This is a genomic window from Pseudomonas sp. GW821-FHT10B02 (assembly GCF_059415665.1).
The window spans coordinates 247,322-267,431 of sequence record NZ_JBWKNR010000002.1; the positions used below are offsets into that span (position 1 = coordinate 247,322).

Here is a 20,110-nt window from a genome sequence, read left to right on the forward strand (position 1 = left end):
CTGAACCCTGTGGGAGCCGGCATTGCCGGCGATAGGGCTGCCTGCAGCCCTCGCTGTTAAAGCTCCGAATGCCGGGTCTCTTTCAGGCACAGCACGGCAATCAGGCTCAACACCGCCGCCGCCGACACATACCCGCCAACCCAGCTCAAGCCCCCCATCGCCACCAGCTTCTGGGCAAAGAACGGTGCCGCCGAAGCCCCGACGATACCGCCCAGGTTATATGCCGCCGAAGCGCCGGTATAACGCACATGGGTCGGAAACAGCTCAGGCAGCAGCGCGCCCATCGGCGCGAAGGTCACGCCCATCAAGAACAGCTCGATGGCCAGGAACAGCGCCACCCCCGCAGTGGAGCCCGAGGTCAGCAACGGCTGCATGGTAAAGCCCGAGAGAATCGCCAGCACTGCACCGACAATCAGTACCGGTTTACGCCCGTAGCGATCGCTGAGCCAGGCTGACAGCGGTGTGGCCAGGGCCATGAACAGCACGGCAAAGCACAACAGGCCGAGGAAGGTTTCGCGGCTGTAGCCCAGAGTCGATACGCCATAGCTGAGCGAGAATACCGTGGAGATGTAGAACAGCGCGTAGCACACCACCATGGCGGCAGCGCCTAGCAATACCGGCATCCAGTAGTGCGCGAAGAGTTCGATCACCGGCATTTTCACCCGCTCGTGACGCGCCACGGCCTTGGCGAAAATTGGCGTTTCTTCGAGTTTAAGGCGCACATACAGGCCAACGATCACCAGCGCCGCGCTGAGCAGGAAAGGAATCCGCCAGCCCCAGCTACGGAACTGCTCGTCCGTGAGGGTCATGGCCAGGGTCAGGAACAGACCATTGGCGGCCAGAAAACCGATCGAAGGGCCCAGCTGCGGGAACATGCCGAACCAGGCCCGTTTGCCTTTCGGTGCGTTCTCGGTGGCCAGCAGCGCCGCGCCGCCCCATTCGCCACCAAGACCCAGGCCCTGGCCGAAGCGCAGTACGCAGAGCAGGATCGGTGCCCAGGCACCAATGCTGTCGTAGCCCGGCAGCACGCCGATCAGCGTGGTACACACGCCCATCAGCAGCAGCGAGGCGACCAGGGTCGACTTGCGCCCGATACGGTCACCGAAATGGCCGAACAGGGCAGAGCCCAAGGGCCGGGCGAGGAAGGCGATGCCGAAGGTCAGGAACGCCGAGAGCATCTGCGCGGTGCCGGAGGTCTGCGGGAAGAACACCGGGCCGATCACCAGCGCTGCAGCGGTGGCGTAAACGTAGAAATCGTAGAACTCGATGGCGGTGCCGATAAAGCTGGCGGTGGCCACCCGTGCCGGCGAGTTGCCGGGGCTGGCCTGGGCCGTTTCGGAGTAGGTGCTGCTGGTCGTCATGCGATTATCCCTGACAGTCGAGTGCTCCATGGACGCCGTTGCCGGCCTGCATGGGCAGGCATCAGCACGCAAGCGCCGCAAGCGGGAGCCGAAGCGTATTGTTGTTGGTCGCGTGACTGAGCATACGCCCGTTGGGGATAGGGGCGGCGCAGGCAATGTTCGGGGTGTGAAGCAATGCCGGAAAAGCGCTATTCAGTTGTGCGGGCTGGCCGGGAGACGCTGGGAGCGGGTAGCAAGCGAGACGGCCAGGCTGGGTAAGCGTGACCGCAGTATAGCTAGCGAGTCACGGTCCAGACCAGTATGCGGCTGGCACAATTGTCTTCTGTTTCGAGGATTTCCAGGCGATAACGGCCGATCTTCAGGCATACCGCACTGGCCGGAATGCTTTCCAGCGCTTCGGTGACCAGGCCGTTGAGGGTCTTCGGCCCGTCGCTGGGCAGGTGCCAGCCGAGGCTGCGGTTAAGCTCGCGAATCGACACGGTGCCTTCGATGACAAAACGCCCGTCGCCCTGCGGGTGAATGTGCGGGTTGTCCTGGTGGTGCTCGTCTTCGAATTCGCCGACGATCTCCTCGAGAATGTCTTCGAGGGTGACGATGCCCAATACCTCGCCATATTCGTCGACCACCACGCCGAGGCGCCGCTGTTGCTTGTGGAAGTTGAGCAACTGCAATTGCAGGGGCGTGCTTTCCGGGACGAAGTAGGGGTCGTAGCAGGCCGCCTGCAGGGCCTCGCGGGTTAGTTCGGCCTTGGGCAGCAGGTGACTGATCAGCTTGGTGTTGAGGATGGCTTCGACCTGGTTGATGTCGCTGTGGTACACCGGCAGGCGGGTGTGGCGGCTGATGATCAGTTGCTCGATGATCGCCTCGATCGGGTCGTCGAGGTTGATACCGTCAACGTCGTTGCGTGGCACCAGGATGTCATTGACGGTGATCTTGTCCAGCGCCAGCAGGCTTTCGGGCAGATTCAGGCGATGGTCGGCGTGCAGGTGTTCTTCTGCGTCGGCATCGTCGTCCTGCTCGTGCAGGCTCACCGCATGCGGCTGGATGCGAAACGGGCGCAGCAGCAATCGCGCGCAGCCATCGAGCAGCCAGGCCAGGGGCTGGAGCAGCTTGAGCGGCGCTTTGAGCAGGCTGTTGCCCAGGGCAATGAAGGTGTGCGGATTGCGCCGGGCCAGTTGCCGTGGCAGGTATTCGGCCAGCACCAGCAGTACGACAGCGGCGCCCAGCCCGGCCAGCCAGAAACCGTGTTCACCGCTGTAGCGCTGACCCAGCAGACAGGCCAGGGCCAGCACCAGCAGTTTGCCCAGGGTCGAGCAGAGCACCAGGGCCTGTGGCGCGACTGCCAGTTCCGGGTGTTCGTCGGTCAGGCCGTTGCGCCGGGCGCTATTGAGTTGCTGCTGGGCGGCGTCCACCGCAGTGAACAGCGCCGACCAGAGCAGGGCCAGTACCAGTATGCCAAGCAAGGGTCCTAACGGCAGCGCGTCCATTAACTGTGCCCGTCAGATATGCAGGATGAATTCGCGTACCAGCTTGCTGCCGAAGTAGGCCAGCATCAGCAGGCAGAACCCGGCGAGGGTCCAGCGGATCGCCTTGTGACCGCGCCAGCCCAGGCGGGTGCGGCCCCACAGCAGCACACTGAAGACTATCCAGGCCACGCAGGCCAGCAAGGTCTTGTGTACCAAGTGCTGGGCAAACAGGTTGTCGAGGAACAGCCAGCCGGAAATCAGCGACAGCGACAGCAGCCCCCAGCCGGCCCAGAGAAAGCCGAACAGCAGGCTTTCCATGGTTTGCAGGGGCGGGAAGTTCTTGATCAGCCCCGAAGGGTGCTTGTGTTTGAGCTGGTGGTCCTGAAGCAGCAGCAACAGCGCCTGGAACACGGCGATGGTGAACATGCCGTAGGCCAGGATCGACAGCAGAATATGCGCCAGAATCCCCGGTTCTTCGTTGATCAGCGGCACCGTGCCCGGTGGCGCGAACTGTGACGTCAGCGCCGTCAGCATGCCCAGCGGGAACAACAGCAGCAGCAGGTTTTCCACCGGAATGCGCAGGCAGGCCAGCAAGGTCAGGGCAATCACCGCCGTGGCGATCAGACTGGCGGCACTGAAGAAGTCCAGGCTCAGGCCCAGGGGCGTGAGCAACTGCCAGAACAGTGCCGTGCCCTGGGCGACAACCGCCAGCGCGCCCAGCAGGCCGAGCAGGCGTTTGTCGGCCTTGGCGCCTTGCGCCAGGCGGGAGCCTTGATAGAGAGTCGCGGCGGCATACAGGCAGGCGGCGATCAGGTTGGGTAGCAAACTGGGTGACAAAGGGAGCATAAGTCCTGTTAGGCAAGCCCGAAAAGAATTGAGTTTGGCATAGAACGCGCCTGCCAAGGAAGACTGCCAGCCGACGGCGAGGTGTGCGCTTGCCCGAGTCTTCGTTATAATCGCCGATCTGCCCCTGCCCAAGGCCCGTCGAATACGCCAGAGGCAGCTGATAAACCTCGGTTCTACAGAGCCTGAAAGGATCACCATGTTTGAAAACCTGACCGACCGTCTGTCACAGACGCTGCGCCATGTCACTGGCAAGGCCAAGCTGACCGAAGACAACATCAAAGACACCCTGCGTGAAGTGCGTATGGCGTTGCTCGAGGCTGACGTCGCCCTGCCGGTGGTCAAGGATTTCGTCAACAAGATCAAGGAGCGCGCGGTCGGCACCGAGGTGTCGCGCAGCCTGACCCCGGGCCAGGCATTCGTGAAGATTGTCCAGGCCGAGCTCGAAGGCATGATGGGTGCGGCCAACGAAGAGCTGACGCTCAACGCCGCGCCGCCAGCGGTGGTCTTGATGGCCGGTTTGCAGGGTGCGGGTAAGACCACCACCGCCGGCAAGCTGGCGCGCTTCCTGAAAGAGCGCAAGAAGAAGTCGGTGATGGTGGTGTCGGCTGACGTCTACCGTCCGGCGGCGATCAAACAGCTGGAGACACTGGCGGGCGATATCGGCGTTACCTTCTTCCCGTCCGACATCAGCCAGAAGCCAGTGGCCATCGCTGAAGCGGCGATCCGTGAAGCCAAGCTGAAGTTCATCGACGTGGTCATCGTCGACACCGCCGGTCGTCTGCACATCGACGCCGAGATGATGACCGAGATCAAGGACCTGCACGCCGCGGTCAAGCCGATCGAGACCTTGTTCGTGGTCGACGCCATGACCGGTCAGGATGCTGCCAACACCGCCAAGGCGTTTGGTGATGCGCTGCCGCTGACCGGTGTGATCCTGACCAAGGTCGACGGTGACGCCCGTGGCGGTGCCGCGCTGTCGGTGCGGGCCATTACCGGCAAGCCGATCAAGTTCATCGGTATGGGCGAGAAGAGCGAAGCGCTCGAGCCGTTCCACCCCGACCGTATTGCTTCGCGCATCCTCGGCATGGGCGACGTACTCAGCCTGATCGAGCAGGCCGAACAGACCCTCGACAAGGAAAAGGCCGACAAACTGGCCAAGAAGCTGAAGAAGGGCAAGGGCTTCGATCTCGAAGACTTCCGTGACCAGCTGCAACAGATGAAGAACATGGGCGGCCTCGGCGGCCTCATGGACAAGCTGCCGAGCATCGGCGGGGTCAACCTGGCGCAGATGGGCAATGCCCAGGGCGCAGCCGAAAAGCAGTTCAAGCAGATGGAAGCGATCATCAACTCCATGACCCCGGCCGAGCGCCGCGACCCTGAGCTGATCAGCGGTTCGCGCAAGCGCCGGATCGCCATGGGCTCCGGCACCCAGGTGCAGGATATCGGTCGCCTGATCAAGCAGCACAAGCAGATGCAGAAGATGATGAAGAAGTTTTCTGCCAAAGGCGGCATGGCGAAAATGATGCGCGGCCTGGGCGGTATGATGCCCGGCGGCGGCATGCCCAAGCTGTAACCCTATTCAGGTCGTCGGCGCGAATGCGCGCCGATGATCGGAACCCCGCCCTCGGCGGGACACTGTTGCCTTATATAAGGCAGCGTTATTCGCAAATCAGCAGGCAGGCCTATTTGCCCCGGTAAAAAGGCATTTGCAAAAGTCCGGATATTCCTTGAGAATATGCGGCCTTTCGGGCACCCGTGTGCCCGCTGTGCATTATGATTTGCAGCACCGACTACAGGAACGATGTTCAATGCTAACCATCCGTCTTGCCCGTGGTGGCTCTAAAAAGCGCCCGTTTTACACCCTGACCGTGACCGACTCGCGTAACCCGGTTACCGGTTCGCACATCGAGCAGGTTGGTTTCTTCAACCCTATCGCTCGTGGTCAGGAAGTTCGTCTGTCCGTTAAAGAAGACCGCGTTGCTCACTGGCTGAGCGTTGGCGCACAGCCGTCCGAGCGCGTTGCTCAACTGCTGAAACAAGCTGCCAAGGCTGCTGCCTGAGCACGATGAGCGCGACGCCAGAAAAAGCTGATGACTTGATCGTTGTCGGCAAGATTTTTTCGGTTCACGGCGTTCGCGGCGAGGTGAAGGTCTTTTCCTTTACCGATCCGATTGAAAACCTGTTGGATTACCGTAACTGGACGCTTCGGCACGAAGGGAAGGTAAAACAGGTCGAGCTGGTCAGTGGCCGTTCCACTCAAAAGGACCTGGTCGCCAAGCTCAAAGGCCTCGACGATCGTGATGAAGCACGTCTTCTGAGCGGTTATGAGATTTGTATCTCGCGTAGCCTTTTGCCCAACCTGCCTAGCGACGAGTACTACTGGTACCAGTTGGTAGGTCTGAAAGTCATCAACCAGGACGAACAGCTGTTCGGCAAGGTTGATCACCTGTTGGAGACCGGCGCGAACGATGTAATGGTGGTCAAGCCCTGCGCGGGCAGCCTGGATGATCGTGAACGCCTGTTGCCCTATACAGAGCAATGCGTGTTGAAGATCGACCTGGTTGCAGGCGAGATGAGGGTGGAATGGGATGCGGACTTCTAAGCAATGGCCAGCCTGCGCGTAGATGTCATTACGTTGTTCCCCGAGATGTTCTCGGCCATCAGTGAGTACGGCATTACCAGCCGCGCGGTGAAACAGGGGTTGTTGCAACTGACCTGCTGGAATCCGCGGGACTACACCACAGATCGTCACCACACGGTGGATGATCGGCCGTTTGGCGGTGGTCCGGGCATGGTGATGAAGATCAAGCCTCTGGAAGACGCCCTGGTACATGCCAGGCAGGCAACCGGAGAGGCGGCGAAGGTGATTTACCTGAGTCCGCAAGGCCGCAAGCTGACTCAGTCGGCGGTCAAAGACCTGGCGAAGCACGAATCGTTGATTCTGATAGCCGGTCGTTACGAAGGCATTGACGAGCGTTTTATTGAAGCTCATGTCGATGAAGAGTGGTCGATTGGCGACTATGTCCTGTCTGGTGGCGAGCTACCGGCGATGGTCCTGATTGATGCGGTTACGCGACTGCTGCCCGGAGCTTTAGGGCATGCGGACTCGGCGGAGGAAGATTCCTTCACCGATGGTCTGCTTGATTGCCCGCACTACACCCGACCGGAGGTGTATGCGGATCAGCGTGTTCCCGACGTGTTGCTTAGTGGCAACCATGCACACATCCGGCGATGGCGTTTACAGCAGTCCCTTGGGCGGACCTATGAACGACGCGCCGATCTTCTGGAAAGTCGCTCACTTTCTGGAGAAGAGAAGAAGCTGCTCGAGGAGTATCTCCGAGAGCGGGACGATAGTTAACGTATCGATGGTAGATCCGACGATTTACCTTAGGAGCACAGCATGACCAACAAAATCATTCAGCAGATCGAAGCTGAGCAGATGTCCAAAGAGATCCCGACCTTTGCCCCGGGCGACACCATCGTCGTTCAGGTGAAAGTGAAGGAAGGCGATCGTTCGCGTCTGCAGGCTTTCGAAGGCGTTGTAATCGCCAAGCGTAACCGTGGTCTGAACAGCGCTTTCACTGTTCGCAAGATCTCCAACGGTGTTGGTGTAGAGCGTACTTTCCAGACCTACAGCCCGCAAATCGACAGCCTGGCCGTGAAACGTCGTGGTGACGTGCGTAAAGCCAAGCTGTACTACCTGCGCGACCTGTCCGGTAAAGCCGCTCGCATCAAGGAAAAACTGTCCTGATGACAGTTTGACCGGCGGCTGCGGCCGCCATGCGAAAAAAGCAGCCTTCGGGCTGCTTTTTTGTTGTCTGCAATTTGTCCCTGATGTGAAGTTTATGAGCCCCAGAGAGCAGGAAATCGAACGCCGCACCGAACTGTCGGTGACCCGTGTCACCAAAGCGGTGTTCCCGTCCACCACCAACCACCACAACACCCTGTTTGGCGGAACCGCCCTGGCCTGGATGGACGAAGTGTCGTTCATCGCCGCCACGCGTTTTTGCCGCTTGCCGTTGGTGACCGTGTCTACCGACCGGATCGACTTCAAGCACCCGATTGCCGCCGGCTCCATTGTCGAACTGGTTGGCCGGGTGGCCAGCGTCGGTAACACCAGCCTCAAGGTCGAGGTCGAGGTGTTTGTCGAAAGCATGAGCTGCGACAACCGCGAGAAGGCCATCCATGGCTTGTTCAGCTTTGTTGCCATCGATGACGACAAGCGGCCGGTACCGGTACTACCCGGCTTCTGAATCATTTGTCGCGGGTTGAATCAACGCCACCACCGTCCACCCGGCCCCCGGCTTGAGCACACTGTCCGGCCCGAACACATGCACCCAGCCACTGGCATCCCGGGCAAACAGCAAGGTCGCCCGCTCGCCATGCAGCACCTGATAATCCTCCCAGCCAAAGGTCTCGGTCAGGTGGGTGCTGTACAGCTCGGCGCCCTGATGTAGCTGGTTGGCCAGTTGCACGTATGTCAGGAGCTGGGTGCCGAGAACGTGACCACGATGTTCATCGCTGGCGCGATGCTTGTCACTGCGCCGTGCCTCCAGGCCGCTGGCCAGCACGAACAGGCGCGCGTGGCCAAAGTCATGACGAAAGCGTGCGCAGGCCAGGGTGTTCAGTTCTCCTGAAGGCGAAAGCCCGAGCAGGTGGCCCAGGCCAACCAGGTCCAGGTGGGCGTCGGCATGCTGTGACGCCGGATTGCCAAAGTAGGTCGGCAGCCCCTCCATGCGCGCGGCACGGATGTTTTCCCAGCTCGAATCGGTCAGCAGCACCCGGCAGTCGAGTTGTTGCAGCGCCTTGGCAATGACCCGGGCCGGTGGGTTGGCACCGACGATCAGAAAGCCGCTGGGGGCGGGCTCGGCCACTTTCAGCAGGCGCGCCAGCGGTCGCGCCGTGGCGCTTTGCAGCACCACGGTGCCGATGATCACCGCAAAGGTCAGCGGCACCAGCAGCAAGGCGCCCTGGTGGCCGGCCTCGTGCAGGCGAATGGCAAAGATCGCCGACACCGCTGCCGCGACAATCCCGCGCGGGGCGATCCAGCTCAGCAAGGCTCGCTCGCGCCAGTTCAGCTGCGAGCCCCAGGTCGACAGTGCGACGTTCAGTGGCCGGGCAATCAGCTGGATCACCAGCAACAGTGCCAGCACCGCTGGCCCTAGACCGATCAGGGCATGCAGGTCCAGGCGTGCGGCGAGGAGGATGAACAGCCCGGAAATCAGCAGCACGCTCAGGTTTTCCTTGAAGTGCAGGATCTGCCGGACATCCACGCCTTTCATGTTGGCCAGCCACATGCCCATGATGGTCACCGCCAGCAGGCCGGATTCGTGCATCATCTGATTGGCGGCAATGAAAATGCCCAGCACCGCAGCCAGCGACGCCAGGTTGTGCAGGTACTCGGGTAGCCACTGCTCGCGTATGACCTGGCCCAGTATCCAGCCGCCGGCGGCGCCGAAGGCACTGCCGCAGAGGATCACCCCGGCAAAGGTCATCAGGCTCTGGCTCAGGCCGTTGCCCGCCGCACTGGCAATGATGAAGCTGTACACCACTACCGCCAGCAGGGCGCCGATGGGGTCGATGACGATGCCTTCCCAGCGCAGGATGTTGGCAATCGCCGATTTCGGGCGAACCACGCGGAGCATGGGCACGATTACCGTAGGTCCGGTGACCAGGGTCAGGGTGCCGAACAAGGTCGCCAGCATCCAGTCGAAGTCGAGCAGCCAATGGGTGGCCAGGGTGATGATGAGCCAGGTTGACAGCGCGCCAAGGGTGACCATGCGCCGGACCACCGTACCGATCTCACGCCATTGCGACAGGTGCAGGGTCAGGCTGCCTTCGAACAGGATCAGCGCCACGGCCAGCGACACCAGGGGCATCAGTAGCGGGCCGAACATCGCTTGCGGGTCAAGCCAGCCGAGGATCGGTCCGGCGAGAATGCCGCTGAGCAGGAGAAAGAGGATGGCCGGCAGTTTCAGGCGCCAGGCCAGCCACTGGCAGGCAAGGGCAGCGCCTCCGATGCCACCGAAAGTCAGCAATATCTGTTGCTCGCTCATTCCAATTCCCTATGCCGTCCGTGTTGTGGAAGACTAGCGGCAATTTTTCGTTTCTGTCTTTTGCCTTCGAGTTGTCATGCCCGCACTAGAGCATCCCCTGATCGACCAGTTCCTCGATGCCCTGTGGCTGGAAAAAGGCCTGGCCGACAATACCCGCGAGTCGTACCGCAGTGATCTGGCGCTGTTCAATGGCTGGCTTCAGGAGCACGGCGTGGCATTGCCCGATGCCGGGCGCGAGCTGATTCTCGATCACCTGGCCTGGCGCCTGGATCAGGGCTACAAGCCGCGATCGACCGCACGCTTTCTCTCCGGTGTGCGTGGCTTCTATCGCTATTTGCTGCGGGAAAAACTGATTGGTGTCGATCCGACCTTGCAGGTCGACATGCCACAGTTGGGGCGGCCGCTGCCCAAATCCCTGTCGGAAGAGGACGTCGAGGCGTTGCTGCAGGCGCCAGACCTGGGCGAGCCGATCGGTCAGCGCGACCGGGCCATGCTCGAAGTCCTCTATGCCTGCGGCTTGCGGGTCACCGAGCTGGTGAGCCTGACCCTGGATCAGGTCAACCTGCGCCAGGGGGTGTTGCGGGTGATGGGCAAAGGCAGCAAGGAGCGCCTGGTGCCCATGGGCGAAGAAGCGGTGGTATGGATCGAGCGCTACCTGCGCGACGGGCGCAACGAGCTGCTCGGCGGGCGTCCGAGTGATGTGCTGTTTCCCAGCCTGCGCGGCGAGCAGATGACCCGGCAGACCTTCTGGCACCGGATCAAGCATCAGGCCCAGGTCGCTGGCATCAGTAAAAGCCTGTCGCCGCACACCTTGCGCCATGCGTTTGCAACGCACCTGCTCAATCACGGTGCCGACTTGCGGGTGGTACAGATGCTGCTGGGCCACAGTGATCTGTCGACCACGCAGATCTACACCCATGTTGCCCGGGCGCGTTTGCAGGAACTGCACGCCAGGCATCACCCGCGCGGCTGATCGCGCAGCGCTTGTATCGCCTGGGGGCGGTCTGGGCGGGCATGATGTGGTAGGCTTGGGCGGTTTGCATCAAGGGCCGTACGACCATCGTCCTTTCAGGACGTGCGTTGCTTGCCTGGCCCTTTGCCCGCCTTCAGGAGTTCCCATGCGCGTGACCCAGATTATCGCCACCGCCGCCCTGGCGCTGGTCAGCACTTTTGCCGCTGCCGCCGACAACGCCGAGCAGGCGATCCGCAAGACCCTGCAGTCCCTGGAAATCGGTGTACCGGTCGAGAGCGTTGCCTCAAGCCCGTTGAACGGTCTGTACGAAGTCAAGCTGGAAGGCGGCCGTGTACTGTACGCCAGCGCCGACGGCCAGTTCGTCGTGCAGGGCTACCTGTTCCAGATCCAGAACGGCAAGCCGGTCAACCTGACGGAAAAAACCGAGCGTCAGGCCATCGCCAAGAGCATCAATGCTATTCCAGCCGCGGAGATGGTGGTTTATCCTGCCAAGGGCGAAACCAAATCGCACATCACTGTGTTTACCGACACGACCTGCCCGTACTGCCACAAGCTGCACGCCGAAGTTCCTGAGTTAAACCGCCGCGGTATCGAAGTGCGCTACGTTGCCTTCCCGCGCCAGGGCCTCGGCTCCCCGGGCGACGAACAACTGCAAGCTGTCTGGTGCTCCAGCGACCGCAAGGCCGCGCTGGACAAGATGATCGACGGCAAAGAAATCAAGGCTGCCAAGTGTGCCAACCCGGTCGGCAAGCAATTCCAGCTGGGCCAGTCGATTGGTGTCAACGGGACCCCGGCCATCGTCCTTGAGGACGGTCAGGTGATCCCGGGTTATCAACCGGCGCCGCAGGTTGCCAAGCTGGCGTTGGCCGGCGGTAAATAATTCAACAAGCGAGCCGTCACCATGGGGAGGCGGCTGTTATCACGGACGGCTTCGCGTCGTTCGTTCAATGGGGAGTTCACAGTGAAACCGGTCAAAGTAGGCATCTGTGGGTTGGGGACCGTCGGTGGCGGTACCTTCAATGTACTTCAGCGTAACGCCGAGGAAATCGCCCGCCGCGCCGGGCGTGGTATCGAAGTGGCACAGATTGCCATGCGTTCGCCAAACCCGAATTGCCAGATTACCGGTACCCCCATTACCGCTGATGTATTCGAGGTCGCAACGAACCCGGAAATCGACATTGTCATCGAACTGATCGGCGGTTACACCGTGGCCCGCGACCTGGTGCTCAAGGCTATCGACAATGGCAAGCACGTGGTCACCGCCAACAAGGCGCTGATCGCCGTGCATGGCAACGAGATCTTTGCCAAGGCGCGCGAGAAGGGCGTGATCGTCGCCTTCGAAGCAGCTGTGGCAGGCGGTATTCCGGTGATCAAGGCGATCCGCGAAGGGCTGTCGGCCAACCGCATCAACTGGGTCGCCGGGATCATCAACGGTACCGGTAACTTCATCCTTACCGAAATGCGCGAAAAAGGCCGTGCGTTCCCTGACGTGCTGGCCGAAGCCCAGGCGCTGGGTTATGCCGAAGCCGATCCGACCTTCGACGTCGAAGGCATCGATGCTGCGCACAAACTGACCATCCTGGCCTCCATCGCCTTTGGTATTCCGCTGCAGTTCGACAAGGCTTACACCGAAGGCATCACCCAGCTGACCACCGCCGATGTGAACTACGCCGAAGCGCTGGGCTACCGTATCAAGCACCTAGGTGTGGCACGCAGCACCGCCAACGGCATCGAGCTGCGCGTGCACCCGACGCTGATCCCGGCCGACCGCCTGATCGCCAACGTCAACGGCGTGATGAACGCGGTCATGGTCAACGGTGATGCTGCAGGTTCGACCCTGTTCTACGGCGCTGGCGCCGGCATGGAGCCTACCGCGTCCTCGGTCGTCGCTGACCTGGTCGACGTGGTCCGCGCGATGACCTCCGATCCGGAGAACCGCGTACCGCACCTGGCCTTCCAGCCGGACTCGTTGTCGGCCCACCCGATTCTTCCGATCGAAGCCTGCGAATCGGCCTACTACCTGCGTATCCAGGCCAAGGATCACCCGGGCGTTCTGGCCCAGGTGGCAAGCATCCTTTCGGAGCGCGGTATCAACATCGAATCGATCATGCAGAAGGAAGTCGAGGAACAAGACGGCCTGGTGCCAATGATCCTGCTCACCCACAGTGTGCTCGAACAACGTATGAACGATGCCATTACCGCCCTGGAAGCCTTGCAGGATGTGGTCGGCAACGTCGTGCGTATCCGCGTCGAACAACTGAACTGAGCAGTCTTTGCGTTAGAGGATTAGGTCATGCGTTATATCAGTACCCGCGGCCAGGCACCGGCCCTGAATTTTGAAGACGTCCTGCTGGCCGGTCTGGCCAGCGATGGCGGCCTGTACGTGCCGGAAAACCTGCCGCGTTTCACCCAGGAAGAAATTGCTTCCTGGGCCGGCCTGCCATACCACGAGCTGGCCTTCCGGGTGATGCGCCCGTTCGTCACCGGCAGCATTGCCGATGCCGACTTCAAGAAGATTCTCGAAGAAACCTACGGCGAGTTCGCCCACGCCGCGGTCGCGCCGCTGCGTCAGCTGAACAGCAACGAATGGGTGCTGGAGCTGTTCCACGGCCCGACCCTGGCGTTCAAGGACTTCGCCCTGCAACTGCTGGGTCGTCTGCTTGACCATGTGCTGGCCAAGCGTGGCGAGCGCGTGGTGATCATCGGCGCCACCAGCGGAGACACCGGCTCAGCGGCGATCGAAGGCTGCCGTCGTTGCGACAACGTCGACATCTTCATCCTGCACCCGCACCAACGTGTCTCGGAAGTGCAACGCCGGCAGATGACGACCATCTTCGGCGAAAACATCCACAACATCGCCATCGAAGGCAACTTCGACGACTGCCAGGAAATGGTCAAGGCCAGCTTCGCTGACCAGGGCTTCCTCAAGGGCACGCGCCTGGTAGCGGTCAACTCGATCAACTGGGCGCGGATCATGGCCCAGATCGTCTACTACTTCCACGCTGCCCTGCAGCTGGGTGGTCCGGCGCGCTCGGTGGCGTTCTCGGTTCCGACCGGCAACTTCGGCGACATCTTCGCCGGTTACCTGGCACGCAACATGGGCCTGCCGATCAGCCAGCTGATCGTCGCCACCAACCGCAACGACATCCTGCACCGCTTCATGAGCGGTAACCAGTACGTCAAGGAAACCCTGCACGCGACCCTGTCGCCGTCGATGGACATCATGGTCTCGTCCAACTTCGAGCGCCTGCTGTTCGACCTGCACGGTCGCAACGGCGCGGCGATTGCCGGGCTGATGGACAACTTCAAGCAGGGCGGTGGTTTCAGCGTCGAACAGGATCGCTGGACCGAAGCGCGCAAGCTCTTCGATTCGCTGGCGGTAGATGATGCGCAAACCTGCGAGACCATCGCCGAAGTCTTCGCCCAGACTGGCGAAGTGCTTGATCCGCACACCGCAATTGGCGTCAAAGCCGCCCGCGAGTGCCGTCGCAGCCTGGACACGCCGATGGTGGTGCTGGGCACCGCGCATCCGGTCAAGTTCCCGGAAGCGGTGGAGAAGGCGGGTGTCGGCAAGGCGCTGGAGCTGCCGGCGCATCTGAGCGACCTGTTCGAACGCGAAGAACGATGCACGGTTCTGGCCAATGATCTGAAGGCGGTACAAGCCTTCGTCAGTCAGCATGGCAATCGCGGCAAGCCACTCTGAGCGATCACCAGGCTCACAAAAAAAGCCCGTCTTTGACGGGCTTTTCGTTTCTCAGCCGGCCAATGCCAGGCGCACCGATGGAGTACCGATGAGCAAACGACACCGCCGATCAGCGGGGTTCATGCTGGCTTGCCTGTTGTGGATTTTTGCCGGTAGCTGGGCGCAGGCCGCGCAGTTGCCCTTCACCCTGGTACCACCGTTCATCGACCTTGAGCCGATGCCGCTGAGTCAGGCGGAACAACAATGGCTCGGCCCTTCACGGGTGTTACGGGTGGGTATTTCCTTTGCCGATTATGAGCCGGTCGATATCACCATCGATCGCAACCGTTACCTGGGCATCAGCGCCGATTACCTGAGCCTGGTCACTCGCCGCCTGGGTGTCCGGACCCAGGTTCGGGCGTTCGCCAAACGCGAGGAAGCCATCGAGGCGCTGCATCAGGGCGAGATCGATGTGCTCACCAGCGCCAATGGATTCGAGCGCAGCGTGCCAGACCTGGTGTTTACCGAGGACTACATTCCAGACCGTTCCATGGTGGTGGTGCGCGGCGGCGCGTCGGTCCCGCACGAATCACTGGCCGGGAAGAAGATTGTATTGCTCGACGGCTATGCCGATATCAAGGTGATGCAGCGGGTCTACCCCGAGAGCCAGGTGATCCTGGCGCCCAATCTCAGTAGTGCTCTGGAAGCCCTCAACCAGGGCGAGGTCGATGCGTTCATCGGCAATGAGGTCATCGTCCGGGCCTACAATGCCTTGCGTCCTTATCTGGGATTGCAGGTTGTCGGTCCCAGCGCTTTGCCGCCAATAGGCTTCGCCTTTGCCATGCGCGACCAGGACCGGCCATTGCAGCAAATGTTCGACCGGGCCCTGGTCAGTCTTGATGATTCTGTACGTCGTGAAATTCTACGCCGCTGGACTTCCGGGCTCGGTTCGGATGTGGATCATCATCGGGTTACGTTGACCGTCCAGGAGCGTCAGTGGATTGCCCGTCATCCGACGGTGACCGTCGTCGGCAGCCAGTACCCGCCGTACCTGTTTCTCAATCGCCAAGGTGACTGGGTCGGCCTCAACAGCGATGTGCTGGCAACGATTGCCCAGTTGACTGGGCTGCAGTTCGTTTACACCCCCTCTACATCCATCGCCCAGAGTCTGGCGTTGCTCAAAAGTGCCCAGGCTGACATGAGCACTACCCTGAGCGACTCACCGGAGCGTCGGGAGTTCCTCTCCTTCACCCATTCCTTTGGTGGGCAGAGCTGGGTGTTCATTGTTCGCCAACCCCAGCTGGGCCTGGCCTCGCTGGATGAGCTGAAGGGACAGACGCTGGCATTACCTGCCCAGCATGTGCTGGAGGCCAGCATTCGCCAATCCCACCCTGACATCCACCTGTTGTTGGTGGACTCGCTGGAGCGCGCGCGCGAAATGGTGCGCAGCGGCGAGGCGGTGGCAACCATCGACAGTGAGGTCGGTGCCTACGGCGTGCTGAACAATGATCCAACCCTCAAGGTTGGACGGAGTGTCGAAGGCATGTGGGCGGCCGATCTGTTCTCCGTGCGACGTACTGCACCGGAGCTTGAAAGCATTCTGAACAAGGCCCTGGAAGCCTTCCCGGTCGCCGAGTTTCGTGCCCTGCGGATGAGATGGCTGGGCGCGCAATCACCGCCGGCACCCGCCTGGCAACGGATTGCCCCTTGGGTCTACTGGGCGGTGGCCGGCGCGGTGCTGTTCGGCCTGGTTTCACTGGTCTGGAGCAGTCGCCTGCGGGCACAGATCCGCCAGCGCGAGAAGGCCGAGGAAGCCCTCAACGATCAGCTGGCCTTCAAGCGCGCATTGCTCGACGGCATCCCCAATCCGATCTATGTCCGTGATCTGGAAGGGCGCCTGATTACCTGCAACAAAAGCTACGAGCAGGCGTTTGCGTTGCGCCTGGAGGATGTCAAAGGGCAGCGCCTGACCGATATCGCCATGATTCCGCCTGAGCTGGCAACGCAGCTGCATGCTGACTATGTGAGCCTCTTGCAAGACCCGAAGCCGTTGTTCGTCGACCGTCGTATCGAATTCGAAGGGCAGTGCACGGATGCCTACCAGTGGACCGTGCCGTTCTACCGCGCCGATGGGCAACTGCAAGGGCTGCTCGGTGGCTGGATCGACATCACCGAACGCAAACGCCTGGAAGCTGATCTGGTGGAAGCGCGCGAGCAGGCGGAGCAGGCCAACCAGGCCAAAAGCACGTTTCTGGCGACGATGAGCCACGAAATTCGCACGCCCATCGCGGTGATTATCGGCTTGTTGGAGCTGGAGCGCGAAACCGCGCTGGCGCAAGGCAAGGCGCCGTCGGCCGGGCTGGAGACAGCGCACCGCTCGGCCAGTGAGTTGATTGCCTTGATCGGTGACAGCCTGGACCTGGCCCGAATCGAGGCCGGTAGCCTGCAGCTGGCACCACAGGCCACCGCGCTGATGCCTTTTGTTGACGGTATTGTCAGCCAGTTCCGTAACCAGGCCCTGGCCCAAGGGCTGGACTTGCAATTGCAGGTAGCAGAAGACGCGCAAGGGGCCTATTGGTTTGATCCGTTACGACTGCGCCAGGTGCTGGTCAATTTGCTCGGCAACGCGCTCAAGTTCACTCATTTGGGGCAGGTCAGTGTTGAGGTCAGCCGAACCGGGCTGGAATCGCCATCGGGTGTCGGCTTGCTGCTGTGCGTGCGCGACACGGGTATTGGCATCAGCGAACAACAACAGGCGGAGCTGTTCACGCCGTTCACTCAGGCCAGTGCGCGGTCAGCTTCCGAATATGGCGGGTCTGGCCTGGGCCTGAGTATCTGTCGGCAACTGGTAGAGCTGATGGGCGGCACGATCAACCTGCAAAGTGTACCGGGTCACGGCACCGAGGTACGCGTGGCACTCACCCTGGAGCCGGTCACCCAGGCGCAAGATCAATCGGTGACCGTGGCCGCGCTTCGCCAGGTCAGCCCGGCACGACGTATTCTGGTGGTTGATGACCTGTCCGCCAGTCGCATGGTACTCAGCCAGCAATTGACGTTTCTCGGGCATCAGGTGGTGGCGGTGGGCAGTGCTCAGGCGGCAATCAACGCCTGGCAAGCCGAGCGCTTCGATTTGCTGCTGACCGATTGCAACATGCCAGTGATGAGCGGCTATGCCCTGGCCCGCAGCATCCGCCGTTTTGAACGCATGCATCTGCGGGCGGAAATTGCCATCGTTGGATGTACCGCCAATGCGATGAAAGAAGAACGTGAGCGTTGTCTGGCAGCGGGGATGGACGAGTTGCTGGTCAAACCGGTTTCCCTTGACCGTCTGGCTGCCGTGATCGAGGCACATGCACCACTGTTCAGCTTCAGGATGCAGGCGTTGCAGCAGATGACCCAGGCCAATCCCCAGGTAATGCGGCGCATGTTGGAGGAACTGCACAAGAACCTCGGCGAGGAGCAGGTGTTGCTCAGTGAGGCGGTATCGAGGCAGGCGCTGGAGGCTGTCCGCGCCTCTTTGCACCGGCTTGAAGGCGTTGCCTGTCTGATTGATGCCTTGCCGTTGGCACAGGCGTGTGCGGCATTGTCCCGGGTATGTCGCGATCCGTTACCCAATGCGCTGGAGGCTGCCTGGACTGCTCTGGAGCAGGTGATGTTGCACCTCAAGGTAGATATCGACAGGGAGTTGGTAAAGATTCCGCAGGAACTTTAGGACTTGTCCGATAGGTTGCAGGGATGCATTTGCCTAGAGTAGCGCCTGTGCTGTCGCACATGACTGCAACTGCGGGGTAATGCTCATGCACTCACTCAAGGTTCTGATTCTCGAGGACCATCCCTTTCAACTGATGGCGTTGCATCAAATGCTCAACGCCAATGGCGTGTTTGATGTACTGACCGCCGATTCTGTTGAGGCTGCCTGTCAGACCCTGTCGCGACGCGGCCGGGTCGATATCGCCATTTGCGACCTGCAGATGGACGGTGCGGACGGACTGGCATTGATTCGGCACCTGGCCGAGCATCAATTGGCGGCAGCGCTGGTGATCCTCAGCGGGGCCGAGTCCTGTGTGATCGACAGCGTGGGCGCGCTGGCCCGCAATTTGGGCCTGAACGTGCTGGGCTGTATCGAAAAGCCCGCCACCAGCCTGGTCCTGCATCAGCTGCTGCGCCGCTACCTGGAGCAAGACCATGCTGAGCTGCCGGCTGCCGGACCGCCGCAGTACCCGCAATTGCTCAGCCTGACAACGGCAGAGCTGGCCGCCAGCCAGGAGCAGTGGGTGGCGCACTATCAACCCAAGGTCTGTTTTGACGGCAAGCTGGTGGGTGTTGAAGCACTGGTACGCTGGCAGCATCCGAGCCTGGGTATTCTGTCGCCTGCGCAGTTTTTTCCGCTCATCGAGGGCGCCGAGCTGTTTGATGTTCTGAGTTGGCACGTCCTTGACCAGGCCCTGGCATTCAGCGCGCAGTTCCAGTCGCGCACAGGAAAAACCTTGCCGGTAGCGGTGAACATCGCCCCGCATCTACTCCAGCGCGATGACTTCCACTATCAGGTCAAGGCGGCACTGGAGCGCCATGCCGTAGCGGCCAGCGCCTTGACCCTGGAAATTGTCGAAACCGCCGGCAATACCCTCACCAACCAGCAACTCGAAGGCCTGCTGCACTTGCGCATTCTCGGTTGCCAGTTGTCCATCGACGATTTTGGAATGGGGGTTTCCAACGTGCAGCGCTTGCTGGAGCTACCGTTCAGCGAGTTGAAACTGCCCAGCGAGTTTGTCCGCGGCATGGCCCATGATGGCCGCAAGGCCGCGGTGGTGGCGGGGGCCCTGATGATGGCGCGACGCATGAGCCTGAACGTGGTGGTCGAAGGGGTGGAGACGGCTGACGATCTGTTGGCAATCAAGGATCTCGGGCATCCGGTCATGCAGGGCTATTTCATCGCCCGGCCAATGCCGGGGGGGGAGCTGATCGACTGGATCGACGCGCGCAACAGTGCTGGCTGCAAGCAACGGGCCTATGCCTGAGCATTCAATCAGCTCAGGCCGTGTTCCTGCAGGTAGAGAAAGAGCGCGGCATCATTGGCCACTCCCAGTTTGCGCATGGCACTGATTTTCTGGGTGCTGACCGTCTGTTTGCTGCGGTTGAGCAACGTTGCGATCTGGCTCACCGTGTGGCCGACGGCGAGCAGGCGGGTAACCTCAAGTTCCTTGGGTGAGAGGGGTTCCTGTACGCCAATCTGGTCTTCACGTACCGCGCCGTCTTGCAGCAGCAGGTGCTCAACCGAGGCTGCCAGGTAGGTTTTGCCTTGTGACAGGCAACTGATTGCCTGGGGCAGCTCATCAGCCAGGCTGCCTTTGCTCAGCAGGCCGCTTATACCCAGGGCGAGCATCGCCCGGAACAGCCCGGCGTTGTTGAGCATGGTCACGACCAGGATCGGCAGGTGCGGGAAGTGCCGGCGAATCTGCTCCAGCAGTTTCAGGCCATCGTTCTGCTGCCCGACCGGCATCATGAAATCAGTCACCAGCACATCACACTCCAGCCCTTGCAGATGGGCCAGCAGTTCATTCGGGCTACCGGCCTGGGCAACTACCGTCACTCCCGGTATCTGGTCGAGGACGGCCTGCAAGCCGATACGAAAGATCGGATGATCGTCAGCCAGGACGATACGCAATGGCGGCAAGGGGGAAGTACTCAAAACAGGCTCCGGTTATCCAGCGTCAGGGTTCTAATCG

General features: G+C 61.2%; 17 protein-coding genes. 12 read left to right on the forward strand and 5 right to left on the reverse strand.

Going from position 1 to position 20,110, the window contains the following annotated elements; translation table 11 throughout:
- Positions 1-56: 56 nt before the first annotated feature.
- From AC07OF_RS04130 to AC07OF_RS04140, 3 genes are all read right to left on the reverse strand, one after another.
- Positions 57-1,361, reverse strand: coding sequence for an MFS transporter (locus AC07OF_RS04130; protein ID WP_157193856.1), 1,305 nt, complete (start codon positions 1,359-1,361; stop codon positions 57-59).
- Between the two features lie 275 nt (positions 1,362-1,636).
- A complete protein-coding gene (locus AC07OF_RS04135) occupies positions 1,637-2,848 on the reverse strand; it encodes a transporter associated domain-containing protein (protein WP_476445936.1) in 1,212 nt (403 codons plus the stop codon).
- 12 nt (positions 2,849-2,860) lie between these two features.
- Positions 2,861-3,673, reverse strand: coding sequence for a cytochrome C assembly family protein (locus AC07OF_RS04140; protein ID WP_157193852.1), 813 nt, complete (start codon positions 3,671-3,673; stop codon positions 2,861-2,863).
- Between the two features lie 196 nt (positions 3,674-3,869).
- On the opposite strand from AC07OF_RS04140, the gene ffh reads away from it, so the two are divergent.
- The 6 genes from ffh (at position 3,870) to AC07OF_RS04170 (ending at position 7,926) form a co-directional block, all read left to right on the forward strand.
- Complete coding sequence (gene ffh / locus AC07OF_RS04145) at positions 3,870-5,246, forward strand: signal recognition particle protein (RefSeq protein WP_038614165.1); 1,377 nt, start codon at positions 3,870-3,872, stop codon at positions 5,244-5,246.
- A gap of 235 nt (positions 5,247-5,481) precedes the next feature.
- The gene (gene rpsP, locus AC07OF_RS04150) at positions 5,482-5,733 is read left to right on the forward strand and encodes a 30S ribosomal protein S16 (protein WP_038614163.1); all 252 of its coding nucleotides are present in this window, start codon (positions 5,482-5,484) and stop codon (positions 5,731-5,733) included.
- A 5-nt stretch (positions 5,734-5,738) separates the two neighbouring features.
- Positions 5,739-6,275: a ribosome maturation factor RimM gene (gene rimM, locus AC07OF_RS04155; RefSeq protein ID WP_038614161.1), complete on the forward strand. Its 537-nt coding sequence runs from the start codon at positions 5,739-5,741 to the stop codon at positions 6,273-6,275.
- Between the two features lie 3 nt (positions 6,276-6,278).
- Entirely contained in the window at positions 6,279-7,031 is a 753-nt protein-coding gene (trmD, locus tag AC07OF_RS04160) for a tRNA (guanosine(37)-N1)-methyltransferase TrmD (protein ID WP_038614159.1), read from the forward strand.
- A gap of 42 nt (positions 7,032-7,073) precedes the next feature.
- Entirely contained in the window at positions 7,074-7,424 is a 351-nt protein-coding gene (gene rplS / locus AC07OF_RS04165) for a 50S ribosomal protein L19 (protein ID WP_010220244.1), read from the forward strand.
- Positions 7,425-7,518: 94 nt separating this feature from the next.
- Positions 7,519-7,926 (forward strand): acyl-CoA thioesterase, encoded by a 408-nt coding sequence (locus AC07OF_RS04170; RefSeq protein WP_495072590.1) that lies wholly within the window; start codon positions 7,519-7,521, stop codon positions 7,924-7,926.
- On the opposite strand, the gene AC07OF_RS04175 is transcribed toward AC07OF_RS04170, so the two are convergent.
- Entirely contained in the window at positions 7,912-9,729 is a 1,818-nt protein-coding gene (locus AC07OF_RS04175; protein WP_495072591.1) for a cation:proton antiporter, read from the reverse strand. The two genes, AC07OF_RS04170 and AC07OF_RS04175, sit on opposite strands and share 15 nt — an antisense overlap.
- A 76-nt stretch (positions 9,730-9,805) precedes the next feature.
- On the opposite strand from AC07OF_RS04175, the gene xerD reads away from it, so the two are divergent.
- From xerD to AC07OF_RS04205, 6 genes are all read left to right on the forward strand, one after another.
- Positions 9,806-10,702 (forward strand): site-specific tyrosine recombinase XerD, encoded by an 897-nt coding sequence (gene xerD / locus AC07OF_RS04180; protein WP_157193847.1) that lies wholly within the window; start codon positions 9,806-9,808, stop codon positions 10,700-10,702.
- 145 nt (positions 10,703-10,847) lie between these two features.
- Positions 10,848-11,582: a bifunctional protein-disulfide isomerase/oxidoreductase DsbC gene (gene dsbC / locus AC07OF_RS04185; protein WP_495072592.1), complete on the forward strand. Its 735-nt coding sequence runs from the start codon at positions 10,848-10,850 to the stop codon at positions 11,580-11,582.
- Positions 11,583-11,663: 81 nt separating this feature from the next.
- Positions 11,664-12,968 carry a homoserine dehydrogenase gene (locus AC07OF_RS04190; protein WP_157193843.1) on the forward strand — a complete coding sequence of 435 codons (1,305 nt, stop codon included), beginning with the start codon at positions 11,664-11,666 and terminating at the stop codon, positions 12,966-12,968.
- A gap of 27 nt (positions 12,969-12,995) precedes the next feature.
- The gene (gene thrC, locus AC07OF_RS04195) at positions 12,996-14,405 is read left to right on the forward strand and encodes a threonine synthase (protein ID WP_157193841.1); all 1,410 of its coding nucleotides are present in this window, start codon (positions 12,996-12,998) and stop codon (positions 14,403-14,405) included.
- 88 nt (positions 14,406-14,493) lie between these two features.
- Entirely contained in the window at positions 14,494-18,096 is a 3,603-nt protein-coding gene (locus AC07OF_RS04200; RefSeq protein WP_476445933.1) for an ATP-binding protein, read from the forward strand.
- An 85-nt stretch (positions 18,097-18,181) separates the two neighbouring features.
- On the forward strand, positions 18,182-19,402 hold the full coding sequence (locus tag AC07OF_RS04205) for an EAL domain-containing response regulator (RefSeq protein ID WP_495072593.1): 1,221 nt from the start codon (positions 18,182-18,184) through the stop codon (positions 19,400-19,402).
- 8 nt (positions 19,403-19,410) lie between these two features.
- Here AC07OF_RS04205 and AC07OF_RS04210 read toward each other — a convergent pair whose 3' ends face one another.
- Positions 19,411-20,073 (reverse strand): response regulator, encoded by a 663-nt coding sequence (locus AC07OF_RS04210; RefSeq protein WP_232478206.1) that lies wholly within the window; start codon positions 20,071-20,073, stop codon positions 19,411-19,413.
- Between the last annotated feature and the right edge of the window lie 37 nt (positions 20,074-20,110).